This window comes from Streptomyces indicus, from assembly GCF_900100315.1.
Lineage (GTDB): Bacteria > Actinomycetota > Actinomycetes > Streptomycetales > Streptomycetaceae > Streptomyces > Streptomyces indicus.
This window is the reverse complement of the sequence record NZ_FNFF01000009.1, coordinates 207,082-233,719: the sequence shown is the minus strand read 5'-3', so window position 1 is coordinate 233,719 and position 26,638 is coordinate 207,082. Positions and strand designations below refer to the sequence as shown.

The 26,638-nt window shown below is 72.7% G+C and carries 28 protein-coding genes and 2 tRNA genes; 20 read left to right on the top strand and 10 right to left on the bottom strand.

Translation table 11 applies throughout. The features are described 5' to 3' along the window. Positions 1 to 83: 83 nt before the first annotated feature. The 3 genes from BLT97_RS22845 (at position 84) to BLT97_RS22835 (ending at position 3,233) form a co-directional block, all read left to right on the top strand. Positions 84 to 1,376, top strand: a complete 1,293-nt coding sequence (locus tag BLT97_RS22845) for a glutamate-5-semialdehyde dehydrogenase (protein ID WP_093613095.1) — start codon at positions 84 to 86, stop codon at positions 1,374 to 1,376. A 74-nt stretch (positions 1,377 to 1,450) separates the two neighbouring features. Further along, entirely contained in the window at positions 1,451 to 2,056 is a 606-nt protein-coding gene (locus tag BLT97_RS22840) for an SCO2584 family spore wall biosynthesis protein (RefSeq protein ID WP_483883501.1), read from the top strand. A 91-nt stretch (positions 2,057 to 2,147) separates the two neighbouring features. After that, positions 2,148 to 3,233, top strand: coding sequence for an SCO2583 family membrane protein (locus tag BLT97_RS22835; RefSeq protein ID WP_093613091.1), 1,086 nt, complete (start codon positions 2,148 to 2,150; stop codon positions 3,231 to 3,233). 3 nt (positions 3,234 to 3,236) lie between these two features. Here BLT97_RS22835 and BLT97_RS22830 read toward each other — a convergent pair whose 3' ends face one another. Further along, the gene (locus BLT97_RS22830) at positions 3,237 to 4,346 is read right to left on the bottom strand and encodes a M48 family metallopeptidase (protein WP_093613089.1); all 1,110 of its coding nucleotides are present in this window, start codon (positions 4,344 to 4,346) and stop codon (positions 3,237 to 3,239) included. Positions 4,347 to 4,590: 244 nt separating this feature from the next. On the opposite strand from BLT97_RS22830, the gene BLT97_RS37965 reads away from it, so the two are divergent. The 7 genes from BLT97_RS37965 to BLT97_RS22800 all read left to right on the top strand — a co-directional run bounded on the left by BLT97_RS37965 (position 4,591) and on the right by BLT97_RS22800 (position 9,000). Next, complete coding sequence (locus BLT97_RS37965; protein WP_176953862.1) at positions 4,591 to 4,758, top strand: hypothetical protein; 168 nt, start codon at positions 4,591 to 4,593, stop codon at positions 4,756 to 4,758. 107 nt (positions 4,759 to 4,865) lie between these two features. Further along, complete coding sequence (locus BLT97_RS37960; protein ID WP_093613087.1) at positions 4,866 to 5,030, top strand: hypothetical protein; 165 nt, start codon at positions 4,866 to 4,868, stop codon at positions 5,028 to 5,030. Between the two features lie 52 nt (positions 5,031 to 5,082). Continuing rightward, entirely contained in the window at positions 5,083 to 5,724 is a 642-nt protein-coding gene (gene nadD / locus BLT97_RS22820; RefSeq protein ID WP_093613085.1) for a nicotinate-nucleotide adenylyltransferase, read from the top strand. 44 nt (positions 5,725 to 5,768) lie between these two features. Further along, a complete protein-coding gene (locus BLT97_RS22815; protein WP_093613083.1) occupies positions 5,769 to 7,562 on the top strand; it encodes an LCP family protein in 1,794 nt (597 codons plus the stop codon). Positions 7,563 to 7,742: 180 nt separating this feature from the next. Then, complete coding sequence (gene rsfS / locus BLT97_RS22810; RefSeq protein ID WP_093613081.1) at positions 7,743 to 8,171, top strand: ribosome silencing factor; 429 nt, start codon at positions 7,743 to 7,745, stop codon at positions 8,169 to 8,171. Then, positions 8,168 to 8,830, top strand: a complete 663-nt coding sequence (locus BLT97_RS22805; RefSeq protein WP_093613079.1) for a histidine phosphatase family protein — start codon at positions 8,168 to 8,170, stop codon at positions 8,828 to 8,830. Before rsfS ends, BLT97_RS22805 begins: the two co-directional genes overlap by 4 nt. Positions 8,831 to 8,927: 97 nt before the next feature. Further along, positions 8,928 to 9,000, top strand: a tRNA-Ala gene (locus BLT97_RS22800). A gap of 43 nt (positions 9,001 to 9,043) precedes the next feature. Here BLT97_RS22800 and BLT97_RS22795 read toward each other — a convergent pair. After that, a complete protein-coding gene (locus BLT97_RS22795) occupies positions 9,044 to 9,994 on the bottom strand; it encodes a helix-turn-helix transcriptional regulator (RefSeq protein WP_093613077.1) in 951 nt (316 codons plus the stop codon). 94 nt (positions 9,995 to 10,088) lie between these two features. On the opposite strand from BLT97_RS22795, the gene BLT97_RS22790 reads away from it, so the two are divergent. From BLT97_RS22790 to BLT97_RS22780, 3 genes are all read left to right on the top strand, one after another. Beyond that, positions 10,089 to 11,519 (top strand): MFS transporter, encoded by a 1,431-nt coding sequence (locus BLT97_RS22790; protein ID WP_176953861.1) that lies wholly within the window; start codon positions 10,089 to 10,091, stop codon positions 11,517 to 11,519. A gap of 80 nt (positions 11,520 to 11,599) precedes the next feature. Beyond that, positions 11,600 to 11,803 carry a hypothetical protein gene (locus BLT97_RS22785; RefSeq protein ID WP_093613075.1) on the top strand — a complete coding sequence of 68 codons (204 nt, stop codon included), beginning with the start codon at positions 11,600 to 11,602 and terminating at the stop codon, positions 11,801 to 11,803. Between the two features lie 3 nt (positions 11,804 to 11,806). Then, positions 11,807 to 12,040: a hypothetical protein gene (locus BLT97_RS22780; RefSeq protein WP_023588762.1), complete on the top strand. Its 234-nt coding sequence runs from the start codon at positions 11,807 to 11,809 to the stop codon at positions 12,038 to 12,040. Here BLT97_RS22780 and BLT97_RS22775 read toward each other — a convergent pair. Beyond that, entirely contained in the window at positions 12,019 to 13,341 is a 1,323-nt protein-coding gene (locus tag BLT97_RS22775) for a glycosyltransferase 87 family protein (protein WP_425442749.1), read from the bottom strand. The two genes, BLT97_RS22780 and BLT97_RS22775, sit on opposite strands and share 22 nt — an antisense overlap. A 148-nt stretch (positions 13,342 to 13,489) precedes the next feature. On the opposite strand from BLT97_RS22775, the gene BLT97_RS22770 reads away from it, so the two are divergent. Beyond that, a tRNA-Ala gene (locus BLT97_RS22770) sits at positions 13,490 to 13,562 on the top strand. Positions 13,563 to 13,614: 52 nt separating this feature from the next. Here BLT97_RS22770 and secD read toward each other — a convergent pair. The 4 genes from secD to BLT97_RS22750 all read right to left on the bottom strand — a co-directional run bounded on the left by secD (position 13,615) and on the right by BLT97_RS22750 (position 18,171). After that, on the bottom strand, positions 13,615 to 15,855 hold the full coding sequence (gene secD, locus BLT97_RS22765) for a protein translocase subunit SecD (RefSeq protein WP_093613073.1): 2,241 nt from the start codon (positions 15,853 to 15,855) through the stop codon (positions 13,615 to 13,617). Positions 15,856 to 16,034: 179 nt separating this feature from the next. Next, a complete protein-coding gene (locus tag BLT97_RS37955) occupies positions 16,035 to 16,457 on the bottom strand; it encodes a hypothetical protein (protein WP_176953860.1) in 423 nt (140 codons plus the stop codon). Between the two features lie 2 nt (positions 16,458 to 16,459). Continuing rightward, the gene (locus tag BLT97_RS22755; RefSeq protein ID WP_093613069.1) at positions 16,460 to 17,143 is read right to left on the bottom strand and encodes a response regulator; all 684 of its coding nucleotides are present in this window, start codon (positions 17,141 to 17,143) and stop codon (positions 16,460 to 16,462) included. 2 nt (positions 17,144 to 17,145) lie between these two features. Beyond that, a complete protein-coding gene (locus tag BLT97_RS22750) occupies positions 17,146 to 18,171 on the bottom strand; it encodes a HAMP domain-containing sensor histidine kinase (protein WP_093613285.1) in 1,026 nt (341 codons plus the stop codon). Between the two features lie 458 nt (positions 18,172 to 18,629). Here BLT97_RS22750 and BLT97_RS22745 point away from each other — a divergent pair, with 458 nt between their 5' ends. The 4 genes from BLT97_RS22745 to BLT97_RS22730 all read left to right on the top strand — a co-directional run bounded on the left by BLT97_RS22745 (position 18,630) and on the right by BLT97_RS22730 (position 20,977). Then, complete coding sequence (locus BLT97_RS22745) at positions 18,630 to 18,941, top strand: TraR/DksA C4-type zinc finger protein (RefSeq protein WP_093613067.1); 312 nt, start codon at positions 18,630 to 18,632, stop codon at positions 18,939 to 18,941. 28 nt (positions 18,942 to 18,969) lie between these two features. Then, positions 18,970 to 19,341 carry a TraR/DksA family transcriptional regulator gene (locus tag BLT97_RS22740; RefSeq protein ID WP_093613065.1) on the top strand — a complete coding sequence of 124 codons (372 nt, stop codon included), beginning with the start codon at positions 18,970 to 18,972 and terminating at the stop codon, positions 19,339 to 19,341. After that, entirely contained in the window at positions 19,338 to 20,171 is an 834-nt protein-coding gene (locus tag BLT97_RS22735) for a rod shape-determining protein (protein ID WP_093613063.1), read from the top strand. The genes BLT97_RS22740 and BLT97_RS22735 overlap by 4 nt, the downstream gene beginning before the upstream one ends. Before the next feature lie 263 nt (positions 20,172 to 20,434). Next, a complete protein-coding gene (locus BLT97_RS22730) occupies positions 20,435 to 20,977 on the top strand; it encodes an Rv1733c family protein (RefSeq protein WP_245769484.1) in 543 nt (180 codons plus the stop codon). Positions 20,978 to 21,050: 73 nt separating this feature from the next. On the opposite strand, the gene BLT97_RS22725 is transcribed toward BLT97_RS22730, so the two are convergent. From BLT97_RS22725 to BLT97_RS22715, 3 genes are all read right to left on the bottom strand, one after another. Next, complete coding sequence (locus tag BLT97_RS22725) at positions 21,051 to 21,767, bottom strand: ABC transporter ATP-binding protein (RefSeq protein WP_281251144.1); 717 nt, start codon at positions 21,765 to 21,767, stop codon at positions 21,051 to 21,053. 2 nt (positions 21,768 to 21,769) lie between these two features. Next, complete coding sequence (locus BLT97_RS22720) at positions 21,770 to 23,140, bottom strand: ABC transporter permease (protein ID WP_093613061.1); 1,371 nt, start codon at positions 23,138 to 23,140, stop codon at positions 21,770 to 21,772. Between the two features lie 101 nt (positions 23,141 to 23,241). Beyond that, the gene (locus BLT97_RS22715; RefSeq protein ID WP_093613059.1) at positions 23,242 to 24,492 is read right to left on the bottom strand and encodes an FtsX-like permease family protein; all 1,251 of its coding nucleotides are present in this window, start codon (positions 24,490 to 24,492) and stop codon (positions 23,242 to 23,244) included. A 247-nt stretch (positions 24,493 to 24,739) separates the two neighbouring features. Between BLT97_RS22715 and BLT97_RS22710 the strand changes: the two genes are divergently transcribed. Both BLT97_RS22710 and BLT97_RS22705 read left to right on the top strand, forming a co-directional pair. Continuing rightward, a complete protein-coding gene (locus BLT97_RS22710) occupies positions 24,740 to 25,402 on the top strand; it encodes a response regulator transcription factor (RefSeq protein WP_093613057.1) in 663 nt (220 codons plus the stop codon). After that, positions 25,399 to 26,595 carry a sensor histidine kinase gene (locus tag BLT97_RS22705; protein ID WP_245769483.1) on the top strand — a complete coding sequence of 399 codons (1,197 nt, stop codon included), beginning with the start codon at positions 25,399 to 25,401 and terminating at the stop codon, positions 26,593 to 26,595. The genes BLT97_RS22710 and BLT97_RS22705 overlap by 4 nt, the downstream gene beginning before the upstream one ends. Positions 26,596 to 26,638: the final 43 nt, after the last annotated feature.

The following is a 26,638-nucleotide window of genomic DNA, read 5'->3' as shown; positions in this document are numbered from 1 at the left end:
TCCGTGGGCGGTGCAAAACCGGTCACGTCTCGCAGTACGGAATACACGCAGGATGACGCAGCCCTGCGCATTACCCTGCGAACATGACCTCGCCGCTCTCCGCCCCGTTCGACAACCTCTCGCCGGTCGTCCAGGCCGCCTACCGCGCCCGCGCCGCGGCCGCCGAGATCGCGCCGCTGCCGCGTGCCGTGAAGGACGACGCGCTGCTCGCCATCGCGGACGCCCTCGAAGTCCGTACGAAGGAGATCGTCGAGGCCAACGCCGAGGACATCGCCAAGGCCCGCGCGGCCGGCACCAGCGAGGCGATCATCGACCGGCTCACGCTGACCCCCGAGCGCGTGCGGGCCATCGCCTCCGACGTGCGCGACGTCGTGTCCCTGCCCGACCCGGTCGGCGAGGTCGTGCGCGGCTCCACGCTGCCCAACGGGATCGACCTGCGCCAGGTCCGCGTCCCGCTCGGCGTCGTCGGCATCATCTACGAGGCCCGCCCCAACGTGACCGTGGACGCGGCCGCCCTGTGCCTCAAGTCCGGCAACGCGGTCCTGCTGCGCGGCTCGTCCTCCGCGTACGCCTCCAACACCGCGCTCGTGCGGGTGCTGCGCGACGCCGTCGGGGGAGCGGGCCTGCCGGCCGACGCCGTGCAGCTCGTGCCGGGTGAATCCCGGGACTCCGTGAGTGAGTTGATGCGGGCGCGTGGCCTCGTGGACGTGCTCATCCCGCGCGGCGGCGCCTCGCTGATCAAGACCGTGGTCGAGCAGTCCACCGTCCCCGTCATCGAGACCGGCACCGGCAACTGCCATGTGTACGTGGACGCCGAGGCCGACCTCGACATGGCCGTCGAGATCCTCGTCAACTCCAAGGCGCAGCGCGTCAGCGTGTGCAACGCCGCCGAGACCCTTCTCGTACACCAGGACATCGCCGACGCCTTCGTGCCGCGCGCCCTCGACGCCCTCGCCGAGGCCGGTGTCACCGTGCACGCCGACGAGCGGATCGCCGCCTACGCCGAGGGGTCCAAGGCCACCGTGGTGCCCGCGACGGCCGAGGACTGGGAGACCGAGTACCTCTCGTACGACATCGCCGCCGCCGTGGTCGACTCCCTCGACAAGGCCGTGGAGCACATCCGGCTGTGGACCTCCGGGCACACCGAGGCCATCGTCACCACCTCGCAGCAGGCCGCCCGCCGCTTCACGCAGCTGGTGGACTCCACCACAGTCGCGGTGAACGCCTCGACGCGGTTCACCGACGGCGGCCAGTTCGGCTTCGGCGCCGAAATCGGCATCTCCACGCAGAAGTTGCACGCCCGCGGTCCCATGGGGCTGCCGGAGCTCACGTCCACCAAGTACATCGTGACGGGCGACGGGCACACGCGGGGCTGAGGCCTCCGTATGCGGCGGCGGCTGAATTTCCTTACCGTCTGCCCAAATTGACCCCCCAGGTCTACTCTGGATCCGTGCCGGAGGACGTGGGGGGCATGCCGTTTCCGGACGGCTGGGAGCCCGACGACGACCGCGACCACGGGGGTGCGGACGAGGAGTTCGCCTCCGTGGTCTTCGACGAGGACTTCGTGCGCGGCGCGCCGGTCCACGAACCGACCGCGGTGGAGCGGCTGCTGGCCGCGGCCCAGGCGCGCGCCGAGGCCGAGGCGCACCGCGCGCGGGGCAGGCCGGCCGCCGCCGAGGACGACGGGGACGAGTTCTACGACGGGTACGAGGGCCGCGGCCGCCTCGGGCACTACGGCGACGAGGCCGCGTACCACCACGACGAATCCCACGACGACGGCCACGAGCCGGACGTGTGCGAGGACCGCCTCGCCCGCCGGAGCCAAGCGCGCTGGCACCGGCCCGTGGCCTGGCTGCTCGCGCTCCTGATGGGCATCGGCATGGTGGCCCTCGCCTTCAGTGCCGTCTACCGGGGCGCCTCCTCGCCCGGCCGGCAGGACCGCACACCGCCGCCCGCGACCACGGGCGTGGACCAGACCGGCGAGCTGGGCCAGGGACCCTCCGCCTCCGCCGACTACTCACCGCCGGCCGTCTCCGCCGAACCGCGCACCCCCTGAGCGTCCTTTCGGAGTCAACCCCCTTACGCCTTCGAAAAGTTGACCCGTACCAGGGCGTTTACCTGAGGCTCCGGAAACCTACTCTGAAGGTATGGCCGGGTCTGCAGACCCACCTGACGGCGCACCAGAAGGCCTTCCCGGTGGGAGCGAGGAAGAGTTCCGTTCCGTAGTCTTCGACGAGTCGTTCGTCCGTGCCGCGCGCCTGGAGGAGTTCTCCGCGCAGGAGCGGATCACGGACCACGCACCCGCGGTGCGCAGGCGGGTGGCGCAGCATTCCGCTGCGCACCGGCGCCTGTCCCTGCAGGCGCTCCTGATGCTGGTGCTCATCGCCCTCGCCTTCGCCGTCGCGATCTACATGGGCGTACGGCAGCCCGCCGACACCCAGGACGCCCGGCCTGCCGAACCGCTCCGCATGACGGTGATCCCGCTGGCCCCCCAGGGGCCGGTGCCCGGCGCGCAGGACGCCGAGACGCTCTTCGAGCACAGCCCGGCCGCCGAGTTCGAGTCGGGCGCCGCCGGGATGCCCTTCCCGCCTGTGTACCGCACCGCCCACTTCACCGCCGACCAGGTCAGGGCGGCGCTCGACGTCGCGCGGAACTATCTGGTGGCCTCCTCGCTCGACCCGGCGGTCCTGACCGGTGACGAGATACGGCCGGTGCGCCGGCTGCTCGACCCGGAGCAGGCCGCGCAGTTCGACGCGGGCATGGACCGGCCCGCCGCCGACGGGCGGCACGCCCCCAGCGGCTGGATGGTGCGCTTCGATCCGGCCAAGGTCACGCTCGCGGGCGACGAGGTGCGGGTACGGGGGACGCTCAAGGCCTCCGAGACCGGCGCCGACACCCTCGAGGTGACCTCGCAGCACACCTTCGTCTACGCGCTGCGTCCGGTCGCGGGCCAGGACGCGCGCGCCTCCCTGTTCACCGTCCGGCGCGAGCTGCACTTCCGCTTCGACCGGGACGATCTGCGGGTCGGCCAGGCCGAGTTGACCCTCTCCCACACCCAGGCGGGACCGCTGTCCTGCGGCGCCGACACCACCGACCGGCTGCGCCCGCTGCTCGCCGGGCAGACCGCGAAGTCGGGCGGGCCCGCGGGCACCGACCCGTATGCGACCACCGGGCCGACGGCGCTGTGCGGAGCGCTCGCCGCCTCCGCACAGCCCACTCCGCCGCGCGGCTGAGCGCTACTTGCCGCCCTCGGAGCCTCCGTCGTCGTCCCTGCGGTCCGCGTCGTCGGCGGGCCGTGAGCCGCCGAACCCGCCGAAGCCCCTGCGCACCCGGCCGCCCAGGTCGCCCGCGCCCCCCGCGATGTCCGAGACCAGCTTCATCAGCGGGTCCTTGGAGTTGCGCACATCGCTCGCGTACGACGAAGCCGACTGGCGGAAGGAGTCCGAGACCGAGGTGTCCTTGTCCTCGTCGCGCCGCGGGTAGTGGCCGTCCATGATCCGCTGGTAGTCGCGGGACTCGGCCCACTTCTTCAGCTCGGCGGCGCGCACCGTGGTGAAGGGGTGCGTACGCGGCAGCACGTTCATGATCTTCAGGACCGAGTCGCGCAGGTCGCCGCCCGCCTCGTACTCCTCGGCCTGCTCGAGGAACGCGTCCACGTTCATCTCGTGCAGATGGTTGCCGCCCGCGATCTTCATCAGGCCGCGCATCGACGCCCTGAGGTCCTGGCCGACGAGCAGGCCCGCGCGGTCCGCGGACAGCTCCGACTTGCGGAACCACTCGCGCAGCGCGGTCACGATCGCCATGATCGCGACATTGCCGAGCGGGATCCAGGCGACCTTCAGGGCGAGGTTCGTCAGGAACAGCAGGATCGTGCGGTACACCGCGTGGCCCGACAGGGCGTGACCCACCTCGTGGCCGACGACCGCGCGCATCTCCTCCTCGTCGAGGAGCTCCACCAGGCCCGTGGTGACCACGATGATCGGCTCGTCGAGACCGATGCACATCGCATTCGGCACCGGGTTCTGCGTGACGTACATCGGCGGGACCTTCTCCAGGTCCAGGATGTAACAGGCGTCGCGCAGCATGACATTGAGATGCGCGAACTGCGCGTCGCTCACGCGCACCGAGTCCGACAGGAACAGCAGCCTGAGGCTGCGCTCGGGAAGCAGGGCGCTCAGCGCCTTGAAGACGGTGTCGAAGCCGCTCAGCTTGCGCAGGGCCACCAGGGCCGAGCGGTCCGCCGGGTGCTCGTACGTCCGGGACGAGATCCCGGGGAAGCGCCGGCGGTTGCGCCCCGGCAGGTTCTCGTGGTTCTCGTGATGTCCGTTGTCGGTGCTCTCAGGCATTCGCGGCCCCCATAAGTTCCGCGCGCGGTGCGCACGTTGCGAGTTCTCTCGCCCCCCTTACGAACGCCCAGACTACGGGCAGGGTTCCCTCGCGCACCCGGTCGCGCACCTGGCAAGCGCCTCCGGTCGCGCCCCCGGCCGCTCCTCCGCGCCCGCGCACGGACGCCGCCCGACCCGGGCGCGGGGCCGCCGCGGCCGGGGGATAGCTTGGGCGGCGTACCGCCACGTAAGGAGCATTGCGCGCATGGAGCCCACAGCAGCCGCGACCTCCCTCCTCGCCGCCGCGCAGGCCGCGGCCGCCGACCAGGGGCCCGGCAACACCGTGCGGATCGTCCTCGCTGTGTCGCTGGTAGGCGCGGTCCTGCTCGCCTGGTTCCTGCTGCGCGGATACGGGCGCGGGGGCGACGACTGACGGGTGCCGCACCCGTACGCCCGAGTCGGCGTGAGCGCCGCCGAGGCGCCCCCGTACGATGTGCGCGAAGTCTCAGCCCGTTCCCACCCGGATAGGTCCTGTCGAGAATGAGCCTTACCGCCTCCGCAGCCCAGCTGGTCACCCTCGCGTCCGAGGGCGGCGAGCACGGCGGCAACCACGAGAGCCTCAACGCCTACGTCATCGGTGGTGGCGCGTTCCTCGCGCTGATGCTGCTGCTCTGGATCACCACGCGCTTCAACCGCGACCGCTGACCGGCCCCGCACCGGAACGGGCCGCTCGCGCGGGCCGGTAGGGTCTGCTCGCATGGGAGAGCAGGACAGGCCTACCGGCCCCGCCCGCCGCGGCGAACACGGCAGCGGCAAGCGCCGCCTCGGCGTCATGGGCGGCACCTTCGACCCGATCCACCACGGGCACCTGGTGGCCGCCAGCGAGGTGGCCGCGCGGTTCCAGCTGGACGAGGTCGTCTTCGTACCGACCGGTGAGCCGTGGCAGAAGAGCCACAAGCACGTCTCGCCGGCCGAGGACCGCTATCTGATGACGGTCATCGCCACGGCGGAGAACCCGCAGTTCTCCGTGAGCCGTATCGACATCGACCGCGGCGGCCCCACCTACACCAAGGACACGCTGCGTGATCTGCGGGAGCTCAATCCCGGGACGGATCTCTTCTTCATCACCGGCGCCGACGCGCTGAGCCAGATCCTCACCTGGCAGAACGCCGAGGAGACCTTCTCCCTGGCCCACTTCATCGGGGTGACACGTCCAGGGCATACCCTGGCGGACCCCGGCCTTCCGGATGGCTCCGTCTCCCTCGTGGAGGTCCCCGCTCTGGCCATCTCCTCCACGGACTGCCGTGAGCGGGTCGCCAAGGGGGATCCCGTCTGGTATCTGGTGCCGGACGGGGTGGTGCGATACATCGACAAGCGCGAGCTCTACCGCGGCGCATGAGCCGAGAGCCGTGGGCGAGGCCTGAGAGCTAAGAGGGGCACCCGGTGAACGACCGACAGTACGACCCTTATGCGAGCCAGCAGCATGGGGGTCAGCAGTACGAGATCGTCGGCTACGACGAGTACGGCCAGCCGGTCTACCAGCCTGTCGCGCCCCCGCAGCACGGCCCGCAGGGCGGCTACGACCCGTACGGCGGCGTTCCCCAGCAGCAGGGGTACGGCTACGACACCTACGGCGGCCAGTACGGGACGGACGGGACGAACAGCTCGAACGGGGCCGACGGCTCGTATGACCCGAACGGCTCGTACGGCGCCAACTCCTCGTACGGCGCGGACAGTTACGGATCCGGCGCCGGTACCGGAACCGGGTACGGGAACGACCACCCCGCCGCCTACGGCAACGACACCGCCCCCTCGTACGACCCGTACGGGCAGGCCGGCGGCACCGGGCAGCAGCCGCGGGTCTCCGCGGACACCGGCGAGTTCGCGCCCGTCACCGAGACCGGCCGCTACACCCAGGTCCAGGAACCCACCGCCTGGGTGCCCCAGCAGCACACCCCCGAGGAGCCGGCGCGCGCGCCCGAGCGGGACTACCGCACGGAGCAGTTCTCCTTCATCGAGGAACCCGATGAGGAGTCCGAGGACGTCATCGACTGGCTGAAGTTCACCGAGTCGCGCACCGAGCGCCGCGAGGAGGCCAAGCGCCGCGGCCGCAACCGTATGGTCGCGCTGCTCGTCGTGCTCGCGCTCGTGCTGGTCGGCGGGGTCGGCTACCTCTGGTACGAGGGCAAGCTGCCGTTCCTCTCCGGCGCGTCGGAGGACGACCAGGCCGCGACCGGACCGCAGAAGCGCGACGTGATCGTCGTGCATCTGCACAACACCAACGGCAAGGGCACCTCGACCGCGCTGCTCGTGGACAACACCACCACCGAGCGCGGCGCCACCGTCCTGCTGCCCAACTCCCTCGCGGTCACCGACGAGGACGGCCAGGCCACCACGCTCGGCAAGTCCGTGGACGACGACGGCTCCAGCGGGACCCGGGAGGCCGTGGACGGGCTGCTCGGCACCCGCATCGAGGGCAGCTGGCGCCTGGACACCCCGTTCCTGAACAACCTGGTCGACATCGTCGGCAACATCGACATCGACACGAACGCCGACGTACCGGACCCGAAGGCGAAGAAGAAGGGCACCTCGCCGCTGGTCACCAAGGGCGAGGACCAGACGCTCAGCGGCCCGATGGCCGTCGCGTACGCCACCTACCGCGCGCCCGGCGAGAGCGAGGCGGCGCAGCTGAGCCGCTTCGGCGCGGTCCTCCAGGGCGTGCTGCGCAAGCTGTCCACCGACCCCAAGGCCGCCACCACCACCGTCCAGACCCTCGGCCAGATCATCGAGCCGCCGCTCACCGACCAGGACCTCGGCTCCTTCCTCGCACGCCTCTCCACGCGCGCGAAGGCCGGCGACTACGACAGCACCGTGCTGCCCGTGCAGCAGGACGGCACCGTCAGCCAGAAGGCCACTGACGACGTGGTCGCCAAGCTGCTCGGCGGCACGGTCAAGAACGCGGACCCGGACGCGGCGGTCCGCATCAACCTCTCCGGCGAGAAGAAGGCCGTCGAGAACGCGCGGGTCGACCTGGTCAACGGCGGCTGGACGGTCGTGCCCGGCACCGCGGGCGCCGGCGGCTCCTCGCAGGTCACCTACGCCGACGAGACCCGCAAGGCGGAGGCCGCGGAGGTCGCCAAGACGCTGGGCCTGCCGGCGGGCGCGGTCAAGAAGGGCAAGGTCGCCGGGAACGCGGACATCGGGGTCGTGCTCGGGTCCGACTACAAGGTGGAGTAGGGCTCCGAAGGCTCTCAGGGGGCGCCGCCCAGGGGTGGCGCCCCCTTGTGCAGCCTCGTGCTGCCGTGGTGCTGCGGTAATCGCCTGGGGCGAGGCCCGCGGTCCGTGAGATCCTGGAAGGGCAACACGCCCGGACGTCTTACTGGCCGGGGGCCCTGACCGCCGACGGAAAGCCAAGCAGTGACCGCGACAGACCGTTCCATCGAGCTCATCAATGTGGCCGCGCAGGCGGCCGCCGACAAGCTCGCGCACGACATCATCGCCTACGACGTCAGCGACGTGCTGTCGATCACGGACGCCTTCCTGCTGGCCTCCGCGCCCAACGACCGCCAGGTCAAGTCGATCTCCGACGAGATCGAGGAGAAGCTGAGCAAGGAGCTGGGCGCCAAGCCGGTACGCCGCGAAGGCGACCGCGACGCCCGCTGGATCCTGCTCGACTACGTCGACATCGTGGTGCACATCCAGCACAGCGAGGAGCGGGTCTTCTACGCGCTCGAGCGCCTGTGGAAGGACTGCCCCGAGCTCGACCTGCCCGAGGACGCCAAGGCCACCCGCGGCAAGGGCGCCGAGCACGCCTCCGCCGAGGAGCCGGCCGGGGACCTTCGATGACGTCGGTGCTCAACCAGCCGAGCGGCCGCAACCGCAGGATCATCCTGTGGCGGCACGGCCAGACCTCCTGGAACCTGGAGCGCCGCTTCCAGGGCACCACGGACATCGACCTCACCCCCGAGGGCGTCGCCCAGGCCGCACGCGCCGCGCGGCTGCTCGCCTCGCTCAAGCCGGACGCGATCGTCGCCTCCGACCTGAGCCGCGCCTCCGCGACGGCCGCCGAGCTGGCCGCCCTGACGGGCCTGGAGGTCGCGTACGAGGAGGGCCTGCGCGAGACGTACGCGGGCGCCTGGCAGGGGCTCACGCACGAAGAGATCCTCGCGCAGTACGGCGAGGAATACACCGCGTGGAAGCGCGGCGAGGCGGTCCGCCGCGGCGGCGGCGAGCTGGAGACCGAGGTGGCCGACCGCGCCGCCCCGGTCGTGCTCCGGCACGCGGACAAGCTGCCCGACGGCGGCACCCTCGTGGTGGTCAGCCACGGCGGCACGATCCGCACCACGATCGGCCGGCTGCTCGGCCTCGACGCCCACCTGTGGGAGGGCCTCGGCGGCCTGTCGAACTGCGCCTGGTCGGTGCTCGGCGAGGGCGCGCGCGGCTGGCGTCTCCTGGAGCACAACGCGGGCACGCTGCCGGAGCCGGTGCTCGGCGACGACACCTGAGCCTCGCAGGTCAGAGGCCCTGGGACCCGGATTTCACTTTCTGCCGGGTGGCAGGCTAAAGTTCTTCTTGTTCGCCCGCCGAGCGGGAAGAACGCAAGGGGCTATAGCTCAGTTGGTAGAGCGCTTGCATGGCATGCAAGAGGTCAGGAGTTCAATTCTCCTTAGCTCCACGTCACGGAAATCCCGTCCTCAGCAGAGGGCGGGATTTCTGCGTTACGGAGCAGGGGTCTGCGAGGCGGGCGGCGTGCCGCACCGCTCCCGTACCTGCGCCAGGCGGCCCGTGCTCAGCTCGTCCGCCGGGGTGTACGCCACGATGCGGCAGTCCGGCATCCCGTTGACGGACAGGGACACCGAGGTCATGCGGATCTCGCCCACCGAGGCGTAGCGGAACGTCTTCACGTGCGGGCCCGGGCCGACCACGTCGCCGCTCGCCCACAGCCGGGCGAAGGTCTCGCTCGCGGCCGAGAGGTCGCGGACGAAGGACTCCCATGCGGGCTCGCCGACATGACGGCCGTACCCGCCGCGCAACTGGGCGACCATCCGCGGCAGTTCGACCTCGCGGAACACCAGCGGGCAGTGCTCCTCCTCGACCGTGCACAGCGTCCACAGGACATTGCGCCGGCCCGCGCTGGACACGATCTCCTCGATGAAGAACAGCTCCCGGTACGCGGCGTTCGTGGCGAGGATGTCGTACCGCGCGTTGTAGATCACCGCGGGACGCGGGTCCAGGGCGTCGAGGATGCCCTGGAGCTCCTCGCTCACCTCGGGCGCGTCCGCCGGGTCCGCGGCGTCCGCGGGCAGCGGCACCTCGGCCAGGTGGTACAGGTGCTCGCGCTCGGAGCGGTCCAGGCGCAGCGTGCGCGCGACCGCGTCGAGCACCTGCCCCGAGGCGTTGATGGGGCGGCCCTGCTCCAGCCACGTGTACCAGGTCACGCCCACCCCGGAGAGCTGGGCGACCTCCTCGCGGCGCAGGCCCGGGGTGCGGCGGCGCAGGCCGCCGGGCATGCCGACGTCGGCCGGGGTCACGCGGGCGCGGCGGCTGCGCAGGAACGCGGCCAGCTCCGGGCGCCTGCGGCCCACCCTGTGCTCCGTCGCGCCGCGCGTTCGGTCTTCTGTCGCGCGGCCCGCCTCGTACTCCGTCGCCAAAGTCGTCACGTCCCCCATGGTCGAGCCGGTCCGCCCGGTGTGCCAGGTGCTGTCAGTACCCGTATGCGCGGGCTCTCGTTACCCGTACCGCAACGCCGTCAGGCTCGCTGCCATGACGACGACAACTGCACATCCCAGTAAAGCGGCCGGCGCCGACAACCGCCGGTCCGTGCGCCCGGGGCGGCTGCTCGCGGTGGTGCTCGCGGCCCAGTTCATGGCCCTGCTCGACGTGTTCATCGTCAATGTCGCCGCCACCACCATCCGCGCGGAGCTCGGCGCGAGCGGGGCGGGACTGCAACTGGTGGTGGCCGGCTACACCGTCGCGTACGCGGTGCTCCTGATCACCGGGGCGCGACTCGGCGACCGGTTCGGGCACCGGCGGATGTACCTGGCCGGGCTCGCGCTGTTCACCGCCGCCTCGCTGGCCTGCGGCCTCGCGCAGAGCACCGGCCAGCTGATCGCGTTCCGGCTGGCGCAGGGCGCGGGCGCGGCCGTGATGATCCCGCAGGTGCTCAGCCTGATCCAGCGCACCTTCGCCGGTGAGGCCAGGGCGCGAGCCCTCGGCGTGTACGCGGCCGTGCTCGCCGGGGGAGCGGCGGCAGGCCAGGTGCTCGGCGGAGTGCTGGTGAGCGCCGATCTGTTCGGGGCGGGCTGGCGGCCGGTGTTCCTGGTCAACGTGCCGGTGGGACTTGCCCTGTTGGTGCTCGGCCCGAGGGTGCTGCCCGCCGACACCGCACCCTCGCGCGCCCGCGGCTTCGACCTGCCCGGGCTCCTGCTGCTCGCCGGCGCCGTCTCCCTGTTCACCGTGCCGCTCGTGCTGGGGCAGGAGCAGGACTGGCCGCTGTGGTCCTGGCTGTCGCTCGCGGGCAGCGCCGTGCTGCTCGCGCTGTTCATCGCGTACGAGCGGAGGCTGGCCCGGCGCGGCGGCGCCCCGCTGATCGCGCCGCGGGTGCTGCGGGTGCCCGGGATGGGGTCGGCCGTGCTGCGGATCGTCCTGGTGATGGCCGGGAACGCGGGCCTGATGTTCGTGCTCGCGCTGCATCTCCAGGGCGGCCTCGGGCAGAGCGCGCTGCGCACCGGGCTCACCTTCGCGCCCGGCGCGATCCTCTTCGGCGTGGTCGGCCTGAACTGGCGCAAGTGGCCGGCGCGGCTCCAACAGGCCCTGGTTCCGGCCGGGTTCGTGCTCACCGCCCTGTCCACGCTCGCGCTCGGGCTCGTGCTGCGGGACGGCGGCGGGGGCGGCCTCGGCCTCCTCGTGGCCTTCGCGCTCGGCGGTACGGGCATGTCCCTGGCCTACAGCCCCACTTTCACACGGGCCCTGGCCACCGTGCGGCCCGAGGACGCGGCGGACGCCAGCGGACTGCTCACCACCGTGCTCCAGCTCGGCCAGCTCTCCGGGGTGGCCGTGTTCGGCACCGTTTTCCTGAGCCGGCCGCTCGGCGGCCCCCAGGAATCCGCCGACGCCCTTCTCATCACGGCATTCGCGCTGGCCGGGGCCGCATTTCTGGGCGCCGTGTCCGGACTGGTACGCGTACGTCGCTGACCCATCCGGGCGAGCGTGGCAGAATCGGGCGGGCCGGGATCGGGGGGACGACGGCGGTCCCCACGGGAGGGAGGAGCGCGATGCCTGGGAGCAACCTCGAGGAGGACGGCACCCTCCTCGACGTGGCCGAGACCCAGGGCTGCGCGCGGCTTCCCGGTGGCCGGACCCTCGTCCCGACCGCTCTGATCTGTCCGTCCTGCGGTTCCGCCCATGTCGCCCAGGTGCTCGGTGACAACGGCGGGATCTCCTACGTGTGCACGGCCTGCGGCCACAGCTGGAGCTGAGCGATGGGGGCACACAGGAGAAAGTGCGACTGGTGCGGCAGCGGTACGCCCATCGTCCGCGACATGGAACCGGTCAACCCCGAGTACCAGTACTGGTGCGAGGAGTGCGCGCGGGCGCTGATCATAAAGGGCGACCCCATCGAGACCTACCGTGAACTCGAGGGCGAGCCGATCTACGGGCGGCTGCTCGACGAGCACTGCACCCTGAAGCGCTTCTACTCGTTCGCGACCGCCTGAGCGGGCAGCTCGACCTTCGCGCCACGGGTGCTGCGTACCCGTAGCGCCGCGTACGCCAGGAAGCCGAGACCGGCCAGCGCATAGCCGGCCGAGAGCAGGAACTCGCCCACGTTCTGGTCGAGTTCGGGCCGCACCGTCCTGCTGGTGCCCGCGTGCGGGACCCACCACAGTGAGTACGAGAAGAAGACCAGGGCCACCGCCGCCGTGCCCGCCTTCAGCGCGCGGCTCCCCGTGCGGCGGACCTCGGTGAACAGGAGCATCAGGACCGGGACCGCCCACACCCAGTGGTGCGACCAGGACACCGGACTGATCAGGAGGGCGGTCACGGCGCACGCGGTGACCGCCCACGCCGTGTGCCCCTTCAGGAGCGAACGCACCGCCACCGCAAGGCCGAACAGGCCCGCCGCGCCTGCCGCGACCGCCCACCACAGACCCGGGTCGGTGGTGCCGAGGAGCCGCGCGAACACCCCGCGCAGGGACTGGTTCGCGGTGTCCTCGGCCTGGCCGGGGCGGCTCGCGGAGAACACCATCTCCGTCCAGAACCGCTTGGAGTCGTACGGCAGCACGACCGCCGAGGCCACCGTCATGGCCAGGAACGTGCCGGTGGCCGTCACCGCCCGGCGCAGGTGCACGTTCCACCACGGCTCCCCGGCCCGCACACGCCGCACGGCCGTGACGACGCCCGCGAGCGCGAGCAGCACCGCGAACAGCGCGGGCGTCAGCTTGATCGCGGCGGCCAGACCGATGCCCACGCCCGCCCAGCGGTTGCCGGGCCTGCGGGTGAGATCCCACAGCACGAACACCGCGAGCAGCAGATTGATCTGCCCGTAGCGCAGGGTCGTCCACACCGGCTCGCACCATACGAGCGCGGCGGAGATCCACAGCGCGCCCGTGAGCCGTGCGCGGCGCTCCTCGGTCCCGATGAGCCGCAGCGCCAGATACACCAGGGCGAGGACGAGCAGCAGGTTGAAGCCCGTCGCGAAAGTCCGCATCTCGGGGACGCCGAGCAACGTGAGCGGGGTGAAGAGGAGGGCGGCGAAGGGCGGGTACGTGGTGGGCAGGTTGGAGACCGTGGCCGTCATCGCGTACAGGTCGCCGCCGTTGCGCACCGTCCAGCCCTCGGCGCGGTAGACCATCACGTCCAGGAGCGTGACGCCCGCGAGGCGCTGGGTGATCCAGAACGCGGTGAACGACACCAGGCACACGAGCACGGCGAGCGGCAATCGGCGTCCGGGCTGCGCGGCCGGGGTGCTCTGCCGGTCCTCGTCGGTGTGCGTGGCGGTTCGTCCCAAGGAGGTCACGCCGCCCGACAGTACCGGCTGCGGCGCACCCGCCCCCGCTGTTGATCATGGTCGCGACAAAGGATTTGGTGGATGACCGGGGGGACCGTGTACTGTTGTCGACGTCGCCGAGGGAAACCGCGAGGAACACCGAGGCGGACACAAGCAAGGGGCTATAGCTCAGTTGGTAGAGCGCTTGCATGGCATGCAAGAGGTCAGGAGTTCAATTCTCCTTAGCTCCACAGGACAGAAGATCCCGTCCGGTCGTCTCGACCGGACGGGATCTTCTGGTTTTCAGGAGCGTGTACGGGACCGGCGCCGGAGTTCCAGGGTCAGCGGAGCCGCCGTGAAGACCGAGGAGTACGTGCCCACCGCCAGGCCGATCAGGAGCGCCAGGGCGAAGTCGGTGAGCGAGGAGCCGCCGAGCACGGCGAGGGCCGTGAGGATGAAGGCCGCGCCCATGCCGGTGTTCACCGTGCGGGGCAGGGTCTGGAGGATCGCGCGGTTCGTCAGGTCGGGCAGGGGCGACTTCGGGGCGGCGCGGACCAGTTCCCGTACGCGGTCGAAGAGGACCACCGAGTCGTTGACCGAGTAGCCGATGACCGTGAGCAGGGCCGCCACGAACGCGCCGTCCACCGGCTTGCCGAGCCAGGCGAAGACCCCGACGAGGATCACCACGTCGTGCGCGAGCGCCGTGACGGCGGCCGCCGAGAACATCCAGCGGAAGCGGGCCGCGAGATAGACCAGCTGGGCGCCGAGGGCCACCGCGAGCGCGATCAGGGCGCCCCGGCGCAGCTCCTCGCCGAGGCTCGGGCCGATCAGCTCGTCGCGCACCTTGGTGACTCCGCCCGCGGCCTCCCGTACGGCGGCCGTGACCTCGGCCTCCTCGGCGTTGGTCAGCGAGCCGGTGCGCACGGTCAGGCCCGAGTCGCCGGACGCCTGCACGACGGCCTGCGGGTGGCCGGCCTCGGCGAGGCCGGCGCGGACGCGGTCGGCGTCGGCCGGGCCCTCGGTGGCGTACTCGATGAGCCGCCCGCCGGTGAACTCCACGCCGAGGTCCACCCCGCGCACCGCGATGCCCGCGCCGGCGAGCACGAGCAGGGCGGCGGAGGTGGCCAGCCAGCGGCGCGGGCGGCGCATCAGCTGCGGGTCGCGGCGGGTGAGCCGGTCGCGGACGGCGCCCGTGGTGGCGATGCCGCTGAGCCGGGGCCTGCGGCGTACGAGCCGGGTGTCCACCGCGTACTCGGCGAGCACACGCGTGATCACCAAGGCGCTGAACATCGAGGCGAGCACCCCGATGGCGAGCGTGACACCGAAGCCCTTCACCGGCCCCGAGGCGAGGAAGAACAGCAGGCCGGCCGCGATCAGCGTGGTGACGTTGGAGTCGGCGACCGCGCTGAACGCCTTGCGGAACCCGGCGGCGAGGGCCGAGCGGGGCGTGGGGCGCCGGCGGGCCGCGTACTCCTCGCGGGCCCGCTCGAAGACCAGCACGTTGGCGTCCACGGCCATGCCGATCGCGAGCACGAAACCGGCCAGGCCCGGCAGGGTCAGCGTGGCGCCGAGCGCGGCCAGGGCGGCGTAGGAGACAAGTCCGTAGCAGACCAGGGCGGTTGTGGCGAGCGCGCCGAGCAGCCGGTAGAGGACGGTGATGAACACCGCTGTGAGGGCGGTGCCGACGGCCGCGGCCCAGGCGCTCGCGGTGATGGCCTGCGCGCCCAGGGTCGCGCCGACCGTGCGCTGTTCGACGGTCTCCACCGGGACGGGCAGGGCGCCGCCGTTGATCAGGAGGGCGAGTTCGCGGGCCTCGTCCGCGTCGAAGGAGCCGGTGATCTGCGTGGAGCCGCCGGGGATCCCGGTGTTGCAGGTGACGGACGGGTCGACCTGCGGCGAGGAGATCACCTTGTCGTCGAGGACGATCGCGACCCGGCGCTGCGGATCGCCCGCGGGATGGCAGGCGGCCGCGCCGGTCAGCCGGGACCAGCCGGTGGTGCCGGCGCCCGCGAAGTCCACCGTGACGTGCCAGCCGGCCCCGTTCTGCTGGTCGATGCGGGCGGCCGCCTCCTTCACGTGCTCCCCGGTCAACCGGGCGCCGCCCAGGCGCAGGAGCGCACCGTCCTCGTCGGGCAGGACGCGCTCGCGGGGGCGCTTGGGCAGCGGGCGGGTGGTGTCGTCGGGGCTTTCGGCGGTGCCGAGCACCGGGTGGAAGGTGAGCTGGGCGGTGCGGCCGAGGACGTCGGCGGCCTTCTCCGGGTCCTGGACGCCCGGCAGTTCGACGATGATCCGTTTCTCGCCGGAGCGCACGAGGGTGGGTTCGGCGACGCCGAGCGCGTCGATGCGGCCGCGCAGCACCTCCAGCGTGCGGTCGGTTGCGTCACGGTCGGCGTCGGTGGTGGCGGTCGAGCGGGTCTCCAGGACGATCTGGGTGCCGCCGCGCAGATCGAGCCCGAGACGGACGGGCACGGTCACGGCGATGTACAGGGATACGGCGATCACGGTGAGGGCGAGCAGGGCTCTCACGCGCAGGGAGCGGTTCAAAGGGGGCCTCCGGTGGGCGCACCTCGGAGAGCTTCGGCGCGTGGGGGCCGAAGCTCTGGGGGGCGGTCTGGGTCCGTGGGTCGGACGTGGTCCGGGTCCGTGGGGCGGACGCGGTGTGGTCCGTCGGTCGGTCGGCCGTGGTCCGGGTCCGTGGGGCGGACGCGGGCCGGGTCCAGGTGTCAGGTACCGGAGTGCGTGGGAGGTGCGCGGCCGCGGTCCGCGCGGGGAGCGTGCGGATCCGGGATGGGGAGGCGGGCGGCCGGCGCCGGGGCGCGGGCCCGGCCCGGGGCGGGCAGGGCGGTTTCCTTGCCGCGGGCGGTGAACGGGCCGCGGGGAGCCGGGTGTTCGGCCGGGGAGTCCTTGCGCGTCGCCGCCCGTACGCCGCAGTCGGGCTCGCAGCCGTCGTCGGCGTGCGGGCGGGCGGGACGGTGGTGGTCGGCCGCCGAGGCCGCCGTGACGGCCGGCTGGTGGAGTGGCGCGGCAGGGGAGGGCCCCGCGGCGCCGAGGACGGCGAGCAGCGCCAGGACGACGGCCGCCAGGAGCGCGGCGGCCGGGCGCCGGGCGGTACGGCAGCGAGGGGTCGTGCGGACGTCGGGGTGCACGGTCAGGGTTCGATCAGGCCGACGCGGATCGCGTACCGGGTGAGCTCCAGGCGGTCGCGCAGGCCGAGTTTGTGCAGCAGGTTGCCGCGGTGCCGCTGGACCGTCTTGATGCTGATGAACAGCAGATCGGCGATCTCCTTCGAGGAGTGCCCCTCCGCCACCAGCTTCAGGACCTCCTCCTCGCGCGGCGTGAGGATCTGGTCGGGGGCCTCCTTGCCGTGGCGCACGCGGTCGAGGTAGTTGCGGATCAGCGCCGTCACCGCGCCGGGGTACAGGAAGGGCTCGTCGCGCATCGCGGCGCGGCACGCGGCCACGAGGTCGCGGTCGGCCACCGACTTCAGTACGTAGCCGCTCGCCCCCGCCTTCAGGGCCTGGAAGAAGTACTGCTCGTTGTCGTGCATGGTCAGCATCAGGACCCGCAACCCCGGCTTGAGCGCGGTCAGTTCCCGTACGGCCTGGAGTCCCGTCAGACGCGGCATGGCGATGTCGAGCACGGCCAGGTCCAGGTCGTGGGAGCGGGCGAGGTCGATCGCCTCGGCCCCGTCGCCGGCCTCGGCGACCACCTGGAGGTCCGGCTCCTGGTCGAGGATGAGCCGTACACCGCGGCGGACCAGCGCGTGGTCGTCGGCGAGCAGGATGCGGATCGTGCGCAGGTCCGCCCGTGCGGGCGGGGTCACGTCGGACATGGTCAGGGCTGCTTCCTGGAAACGGGGGTGCTGAGCCGGACCCGGGTGCCGGCGCCGGGTGCGGGGGTGATGTCGAGGCGGCCCCCGATGAGCAGGGCCCGCTCGCGCATCCCGCGGATGCCGGCCCCCTCGCGCGGCGCCTCGATGCCGGTGCCGTCGTCGGTGACCGTCAGGACCACGTCCTCGCCGGTGTGTTCCAGGGCGACGGTGACCTTCCGCGCGTCCGCGTGCCGCGCGGCGTTGGTGAGCGACTCCTGGGCGACGCGGTACAGGACCAGTTCGGTCTCCGGGGTGAGGGCGGGCAGGCCGGGCGGGCCCTGTTCCGCGCCGGGCCCCTGCTGTCCGCGGGAGAGGGGCCGTCCGCCCGTCCCGGCGGGTGAGGTGCCGAAGCTGCGGGTGATCCGCAGTCCGGTGTGCGTGGCGAAGTCCTCGGTGAGCGAGGTCAGGGCGCTCACCAGACCCAGGTCGTCCAGGACGCCGGGGCGCAGCCTGCGCACCAGGCGGCGGACCTCGTCGAGGCTCTCGCGGGTGATCTCCTGCGCCTCGTGCAGCTCCTTGCGCAGCGGGTCGGGCGCCTCGTCCGCGGCACGCTTGAGACCGAGCAGGACCGCGGTCATCGTCTGCCCGACCTCGTCGTGCAACTCCTGCGCGATACGGCGGCGTTCGCTCTCCTGGGCCAGCAGGGCGCGGGCGCTGCTCGTGGCCCGTTCCTGTTCGAGGCGCTCCAGCATCGCGTTGAACGAGCGGATCACCTCGGCCACTTCACCGCCGCCCGACGCGGGCAGACGCTGGCCGGGACGCAGCAGATCCACCGTGGTCATCAGCTTCGTGAGCCGGCCGAGCGGAGCCAGGCCGAGCCGCAGCAGCGCGGCGTTGGCCACCAGCATCACCCCGAGCCCCGCCACCAGGATGATCGCCTCGGTGAGCAGCACGGGCACGGAGACGGTCACCGGCGCCCACAGCAGCAGGGCCGTGGCCGTACCGAGCACCACGGCGTTCAGGGCGAAGATCCGCCAGTACAACGACACCGCCCCCACGCCTTTCCTCTCGCTCCGTCCCACCCGCCGGCCCGCCACGTGCACGGCGCGGGGGTACGAGGTGAGCCTAGGGCCAGCCTGGACCGCCCCCGGGAACCGGTCGATGGGCTCCGGAACCCATTTCCGGGGGCACCCACGACCCATGACCCCGCCGTGTGGATCCCTCGGCCCAGCGTAAATGGGGCCCGCAACCGATAGGTATCCGCCGAGGGTCCGGCGAGGGTGGAGGGCCCGATGTCCGCGAGAAGGGGACGTCGCGGGCAAGGGGCGCCCTTGCGCGGAGGACGTCTTCGAGGAGGCGACGCCCTCGTGCGCAGGGCGTCCGCCAGGAAGCGACGTCCTCGTGCGCAGGGCGTCCGCCAGGAAGCGACGCCTCGTGCGGAGGACGTCTTTCGAGAACGAGCAAGGGACGCCCTGGAGAAGGGACGTCTTCGAGAAAGGGACGGGCCATGTCGCTCGAAGCCACCCGCGCCGGATCGCAGTTGCACGAGGCGCGCCTGCGTCTGGAGCACGCCCGCAGCTCCCGGCTCGCCCAGCTGCAGGCGCTCAAGGAGACGGAGCGGTCCGCGGGCGACCGGCTGCTGTCCGAGCAGGAGGCCGCGATGGAGCGCTCGTTGCGGGAGATCGAGGAGGCCTTCGCCCGGATCGCGAACGGCACCTACGGCATCTGCCTGGGCTGCCGCAAGCCGATCCCTGTGGAGCGCCTCGAAATCCTCCCGTACAGCCGCTTCTGTGTCGCCTGCCAGCGCCGGGCCGGCTGACGGCGTCCGCCCTGACCGAAGGGGTGACGTGGTGAACCACCGAACCACCGGCCCGAGTTCGGCGCCTCTCGCGGCCGACGACCTGGCCCGGCTGCGCGCCGACCTCCAGGAGCAGCGCCTGTTCCGGCGGGAGCAGCTCCGGCAGCTCGCCGGGCCGTCCGGCACCCGCGCCGAGGAGCGGCGGCAGCGCGCGGCCGCGCAGATCGAGGTGCAGGTGAAACTCGCGACCTCCGCCCGCATGGTCCTCGCCGACGTGGAGGCCGCGCTGGCCCGCATGGACGCCGGCACGTACGGCGTGTGCCACCGGTGCCGGTGTCCCATCGGCCGGGACCGTCTGACGATCGTCCCGCAGGCCCGCTACTGCGGAGGCTGCCGGCGGGCCGGGAGGGCGGCACCGTGACCGGCGGACCGCCTCCGTACACCGCGGGCGCCCACCGGCCCTGGCCGCTGTGCCGCCGCTGCTGCGGCATCGCCCTCGACCTCGGCAGCGCCCGTACGCGGGCGTGGATCTCCCGCAGGGGCGTGGTCGTCGACGTGCCCACCGTCGCGGGCGCGGGGCACCCCGTCCAGCGCGGCACCATCGTCGACACCCCGGGATGCGCCCGCCTGCTGCACGCGCTCCTGGCCTCCAGGCTGCCCCGGGCCGCCCGCCCCATGGTGATCGTCACCGCTCCGGTCCTGGACGGGGTCGCCTTCCGTGCCCGGGCGCGGAAGGCGCTGGAGGTGCTCGGGCCGAGCAGCGTCCTGACCGTGCCCGCGGCACGGGCGGTCGCCGTGGCCGCGGGCGCGGACCTGTCCCGGCCGCTCATGGTGGTGGACCTCGGTGCCCATCTCACCGAGGCGGTGCTCCTGAGCGACGGTGCCGTCACCGACGCGCGGCGCACCGCCCTGGGCACCGGTGACCTGGACGCCTCGACGCCGCCGGAGCGGATCGCCGACGCGGTGGTCTCGATGCTGACCGCGATGCTCCGCCAGGACCGCAGCCCGCTCACTCTGGACGCGTTGCACCGCGGCGTCCTGGTGGCCGGCGGCGGCGCGCTGCGGCCCGACATCACCCGCCACCTCGACGGACGCCTGCACGCGCCGCCGCGTGTGGTCCCCGCCCCGCACACCGCGGCGGTCCGCGGCGCCGCGAAGCTCCTGGAGGCCGCGCACGCCCACCCCTGCCTGTCCGGGGCCGGTCCGCAGCTTCCGGTGCCGCTGGTGCCTCCGGTGGTACGGCCGCACTAGGCCGCGTCGGCCGACCGGCGCCCGCAGGGCCCCGGCCGCCGTCCGCAGCGGGCCCGACCGCCGTCCACAGCGGACCCGTCCGCCGCCCGCAGCTGCCCCAACCGCCGCGCACCGCAAGGGAGTCGGCGGCCGCCACTTCCAGGAAGCCTGGGATCACCGCGCCCGCCACCGGAAGGAGACCCGTGCCCGCCCGCGTACCACCGCCACCACCGACGCCCGTACGTACAGGGCGCCTTCGGTGCCGTCTGCGGCGGCTCAACCCCTTGTGCCGCCGCAGCGACCAGGTGCAGGCGTGGATCGGTTCCGCCCTGGTCCTGGCCGCGCTGGCGGCGACCCCGCCCGCCGTGTTCCTGGCCGGCGGGGCCGCGCACGACCACTACACGCGTACCGCGCAGAGCCGTGCCGCCGGCGGCCGGCACACCTCCGCCCTCCTGCTCGAGGACGCGCGCCGGCACCCCGAACCCGGCTCCGCCGAGGCCGGACACGTCCGCTACCCGGCCGGGGTCCGCTTCACCGACCCCCAGGGCCGGACCCGTACGGCCACGGCCGAGGTCCCGCCGGGTCTTTCCCGGGGCAGTACGGTCCGCGTCTGGACGACCGCCGACGGAAGGATCACGGACGAGCCCCTCGACCCGGACGAGATCCGCAGCCGCGCCCTCGGCTGGGCGATCATCGCCGCTCTCGCCGTGCCGCTCACGGCGGCCGCCGCGTACGGCATCGCCCACCGCGTCATCCGGCGCCGCAACCTCGCGGCGTGGGACCGTGCCTGGGCCGAGACGGCACCGCGCTGGACGCCTTCGTCCTAGGACCTGTCCCGCACCGCCCGGCACCCGCGCCGCACCGCACCGGACGCCCCGCACCAGGACCCGTCGAGCCTGCTCACCGTGAACTCACCTTCCCCCGCCGCAACGTCAGCGTCCGGTCGGACCGCGCCGCGAGCTGCTGGGAGTGGGTGACGACCACGACGCACTTGTTCCGCTCGTGGGCCAGGTCCCGGAAGATGCGGATGATGCCCTCGGCCGTGTCCTCGTCCAGGTTCCCCGTCGGCTCGTCGGCGAAGAGGATGTCGACGTCGCAGGCCAGGGCGCGGGCGATGGCGACGCGCTGCTGCTGGCCGCCGGACAGGCGCAGCACATTGCGCGTGGCGTGGTGGCGGTCGAGTCCGACCTGTTCCAGGAGTTCCAGGGCACGGGCCTTCTTGTGCCGGGCGCGGACCTTGGTGATCTCCATGGCGGTGGTGACGTTCTGCACCGCTGTCATGTACGTGAGCAGGTTGTACTGCTGGAAGACCGTGGCCACGTGCCGGTTGCGGTAGCGGCCCAGGCCGATCTCCTCCAGGTCCACGCCGTCGAAGGCGACCGTGCCCGCGGTGGGCCGGTCCAGGCCCGATGCCAGCGAGAGCAGCGTGGTCTTCCCGCTGCCGGACGGGCCGAGGATCGTATAGAAGACGCCGCGCTCGAAGCTGTAGTCGATCTGCTTGAGCACCGTGGTGCGGCGGCGCTGACCCGTGTACGTGTGGCTCAGGCCGGTGAGCTTCAGGACCGGCGGCGCGGTTTCGGCGGCCGGGGGCTTGTCGGTCGACACTGCGTCGGTCACGGTCACTTGCCCTTCGAGAGGATGGATCGGGGGGAGAGCCGCAGCACGGACGCGGCAGGGAGGGCGGTGGCGAGCAGGCCGGTCGCGAGGCCGAGTCCGGCGACCGTGGCCAGCGCGCCGTCGTCGAGCCGTACGGTGATCCGGTCGATCGGGTCGGCGTCCGCGACGGGTTCGGCGTCCCAGTCGGTGCCCTCCTGCAGTCCGGTCGAGCCGGGCGGCGGTGGCTGCCAGGCGTCCAGCTTGCGCTGGGCGGCGCTCGCTTCGCCGCGTACGAGCGCGTTGCCGGCCCGCTCCGTGAGCGTCTGCGCGAAGAGGGAGCTGAGGCCGACGGCCAGCACGGCGAGCACGAGGACCTCCACCACCTGCTGGGCGACCAGCTTCCCCTTGCGCTCGCCGAGCGCGAGCAGGACACCGAACTCGGTACGGCGCTGCTTGACCGCGAGCATGGCGAGCAGGGCGAGCACCGCGGCGCCCGCGATGCCGATCAGCCACATGGCGGCCGTCGCGGTGCCGGCCACGGACGACAGCGGGCCGGTCATCTGCCGCAGGGCCTTGTCGTTGATGCCGAGCGCGAACCCGTCGAGCGCGTCACCGGCGGCCTCCTCGGCCTCCTTCTTGAACTGCTCGAACGCGGCGGGGTCCCGGAGCTGGAAGCTCGCCGAGCGGGCGATCGTCTCCTGCTCCCCGTTGAGCCTGCTCAGCGCGCCGGCGGTGACGAACAGGCGGTTGGCCGGGTCGAGACCGTACTCGGGGTCCTGCTCGTCGGACGGGTCGCGATAGACGCCCTGCACGGTGAACTCCGCCGTGCGCCTGCCCTTCGGGTCGTTCTCGCCGAGCGTGATGCGGTCGCCGGTCTTCAGATTGTTCTTGCGCGCGAGCCGCTCCTCGATCAGGACGACGTTCCTGTCGCGGTCCGCGCCGGTGATCGGCCTGCCGGACAGGAGCTTCCATGTGCCGCTCGCGAAGTCCGGCTGCAACGAGGAGTCGAGGACGCCGAACGCCAGCGTCGACGTCGGCCCCTCCGGGTACAGGGGCTTGCCCGGCAGCTTCAGGCCGCCCTTCAGGGAGGCGCCGTCGAAGGACTGGTACGTGTACTTCCGCACCAGCGGCGACCTGCCGATCCGGTCGACCGTGTCGGTCCGGATCTGCGGCGCCTGGAGCTGCCCGGAGGACGCGAGCGCGTCCATGTCCACATCGAGGCCGACCTCGGCGCCGATCTTCTGCCGGGCGGCGTCGGAGGCGCGGGCGGTGGCGTCCTTGATGAGCACTCCGGCGAGCACCATCACGGAGATGACCACGAGGGTGCTGAAGGTGAGGAGGGTTCTGGCCTTGCGGGACCACAGGCTCAGGGCCGCGCGTTTGAGGAAGTTCATGGCGGGTGTCCGGCCGGCTCTCTGCTTGAAGGGAAGGGGAGTTGAAGGGCGAGGGGAGAGGGGAGAGGGGAGAGGGGAGAGGGGAGAGGGGGTGTGCGGGGTCAGTCGGTGGCGGCGAGGATCGACCGGGGGTGCAGCCGCAGGATCCCGATGCCGGGCAGGACGGTGGAGACCAGCGCGATGCCCACGCCGAGGCCCGCCACCCTGCCCAAGTCGGCTGCCGTCAGGCGGAGTTCGGGTGCGGGCAGAAGCGCGCCGGCGCTCGCCGTGTGCCCCGGCAGGAGCTCTGACACGGTCCCGGCGCATGCGGCCCCGGCCAGGGCGGCCAGCGCGAGCGCCGGCAGGGCGACGGCGGCCACCTCCACCGTGTGCTGGCCGATGAGCTTCCACTTCCGCTCGCCGAGCGAGAGCAGCATCCCGAGCTCGTCCCGGCGCTCGCGGATCGTGAGCGCGACGATCAGGCCGAGGACGACGGTCCCCGCGCCGGCGATCAGCCAGACCAGGGTCCCGGCGAAGGCGCCGACCCGTCGCAGCGGCTGCACCTGGTCCCGGTACGCCTTGTCGTTCACGTCGAAGCGGAAGTCCGCGTCGCCCAGGAGCCGTTGCGCCGCCGCGTGCAGCTGCTCGGCCTGCTCGGGCGAGCCCAGCCTGAACACGGCTTCGTCGAGCCGGCCGTCGGGGCTGCCGAGGCCGAGGTCGGCGAGCGCGCCGAGCGGTGCGTAGATCTGGTTGGCCGGGAGCTCGGACGGCTCCAGCCAGCCGTCGGGCACAGGGGCCCGGCCGTCGCGGTGGACCCCCACGACCTCGTACGCCCTGCGGTGTTTCCCGTCCGGCGAGGCCAGGGTGATCAGGTCGCCGGCCGCGAGCCCGTTGAGCTCGGCGAGCTGTGCACCGATCAGCACGCGGTCGTGCCCGGCGTCCTGCGGGGTGAGCGGGCGCCCCTCGACCAGGGTGCTGCGGCCGGTGGCGAAGTCGAGCAGCAGCTCGGAGTCCCGCAGCCCGATCAGCCGTGGGCCGTCCCGCTCGGGCCGGCTGTCCGGCGGGCGCGGCGCGTCGGACCGGACGAGCTTGCCGCCCTGCAGGCGCGGCACGCCCCGCAGCAGCGGGTTGTAGCGCTGCACGCCCGGGACCTTCGCCAGCCGCCCGGCCCGTTCGGCGGTGAGCCGGTCGGCGCGCACGGTGACGTCCACGCCGATCCGGCGCTGCGCCTCGGCCTCCTGCCGGGCCGTGGCGCCCTCCAGGAGAAAACCCCCGAGCAGCAGCACGCACACGACGAGGAAGATCCCGAGGAGCAGCGCCGTCTTCCCCTTGCGGGCGACCAGACTCAGCCCGGCCCGTTTGACGAAGTTCATGCGGCCGAGCACACCAGGAGGGGCTGTGCAGCGGGATAAGCGGTGTTACGGCGGCATAAGCGCGCCCAGTGCGCCCAGTGCGCCCAGTGCGCCGAGTGCGCCGAGTGACGCCGAGTGCGCCGAGTGCGCCGAGTGACGCCGAGTGCGCCCAGCGCACCGAGCGCGCCACAGCAGCCCCGGGCGTCACACCCCCCGGTCGGCCCAGCACTTACATCTCTGCAACGCTCCCCTTGCTTGCATGGGACGCATGAGGGTTCTGGTAGCCGAAGACCACCAGGTGCTGGCGCGGGCGATCGCGACGGGGCTTCGGCGGCAGTCGATCGCGGTGGACGTGGCCGCCTCGGGCGACGAGGCCGAGCGCATGTGCCTGCTCACCGACTACGACGTGCTCGTACTCGACCGCGACCTGCCGGTCATGACGGGCGACGAGGTCTGCCGGAAACTGCGCGAGCTCGTCGACCCGCCGCGCATCCTCATGCTGACCTCGGCCGGCTCCCTGGAGGACAAGGTGTACGGGCTCGAACGGCTCGGCGCCGACGACTATCTGGCCAAGCCCTTCGACTTCGCCGAGCTCGTCGCCCGTATCCGCACGCTCGGCCGCCGCGTGCCCAAGGCGCCCGCGGACGTGCTGCGGCACGCGGGCCTCACCCTCGACCGGACCCGGCGCGAGGTCACCGTGCGCGGGCGCGCCGTGGAACTCACGCCGAAGGAGTTCGCCGTACTGCGGCGGCTCATGGAGGCGGGCGGCGACGCGGTGCCGCACGACGAGCTGGTCCGTACCGTCTGGGACGAGCACCTCGACCCCCGTACGAGCGCGGTACGCGCCACCATCAGCCGGCTGCGCGGCAAACTCGGCGACCCCCACCTCATCCTCGCCGACGCGGGCCACGGCTACCGGTTGTGCGGATGACCCTGCGTTCGGCGCTCTCGCCGCGCCGCCTGCCGTTCCGCGCCCGCCTCGCCGTCGCCTTCAGCGGACTGTTCCTGCTGTCCGGTGTCGCGCTGCTCGCCTTCGTCGTGCTGCTCGCCCGTCACGGCACGGCGCAGAAGGTGGAGGGCATGGACATCCAGCGGCTGACCGACGGCGGTCCGGTCCCCGACGAGGCGCTGCGGACCGAGCCGTACGGCGCCACCCCGCCCTGGAACCCGGCCGGCATCGACGGCATCGCGATCCGCAAGACCGAGCGGACCGTCCAGGCCGTGCAGGACGCGGCGCTCCAGGAGATGCTCACCTGGTCCGGGATCGGCCTGCTCGTGATGGCGCTGTTCGCCGGGCTGCTCGGCTGGTGGCTGGCCGGGCGTGCGCTGCGGCCGATCACCGCGATGACCGAGTCCGCGCGCCGGATCAGCGACCACAACCTGCACGAGCGGCTCGCCCTGACCGGCCCCGACGACGAACTGCACCGGCTCGCGGACACCTTCGACACCATGCTGGACCGCCTGGAGAAGGCCTTCGACAGCCAGCGCCGCTTCGTCGCCAACGCCTCGCACGAGCTGCGCACCCCGCTCGCCGTCCAGCGCACCAGCCTCGAAGTCGGCCTCGCCGACCCGCTGCCGGACGGTCTCGCGGAGGTACGCGACGACCTGCTCACCGCCAACCGCGACGCCGAGCGGCTCATCGCCTCACTGCTGCTGCTCGCCCGCAGCGACCGCGGACTCGGCGCCACCGAGCCGGTCGACCTGGCGGCCCTGGCCCGGCAGGCGGGCGCCGAACTCGCCGCGCCCGCCGGGGAGAAGCAGGTCGAGGTGACGGTCACGGGCCCCGACCTGCGGGTGACCGGCGACCCGGTGCTGCTGCGCCACCTGCTCACCAACCTGATCGGGAACGCGATCCGCTACAACCACCCCGGCGGCCACGTCCACGTCACGCTGGAAGGCCGCACGCTGACGGTGGCCAACTCGGGCCCCGAGGTGCCGCCCGACCGCGTGGCCGACCTCTTCGAACCGTTCCGCCGTCTGACGCAGGACCGGCTGGCGCACCAGAGCGGGCACGGCCTCGGCCTGTCGATCGTGCGCTCCATCGCCGAGGCCCACGGCGCGCGGATCGACGCGGAGGCCGGGGCCGGGGGCGGGCTGCGGATCGCCGTCGTCTTCGACGGCTGACCCGGGTGGGCCGCAGCTCGGTCCGCGAGGGCTGACCCGCCTC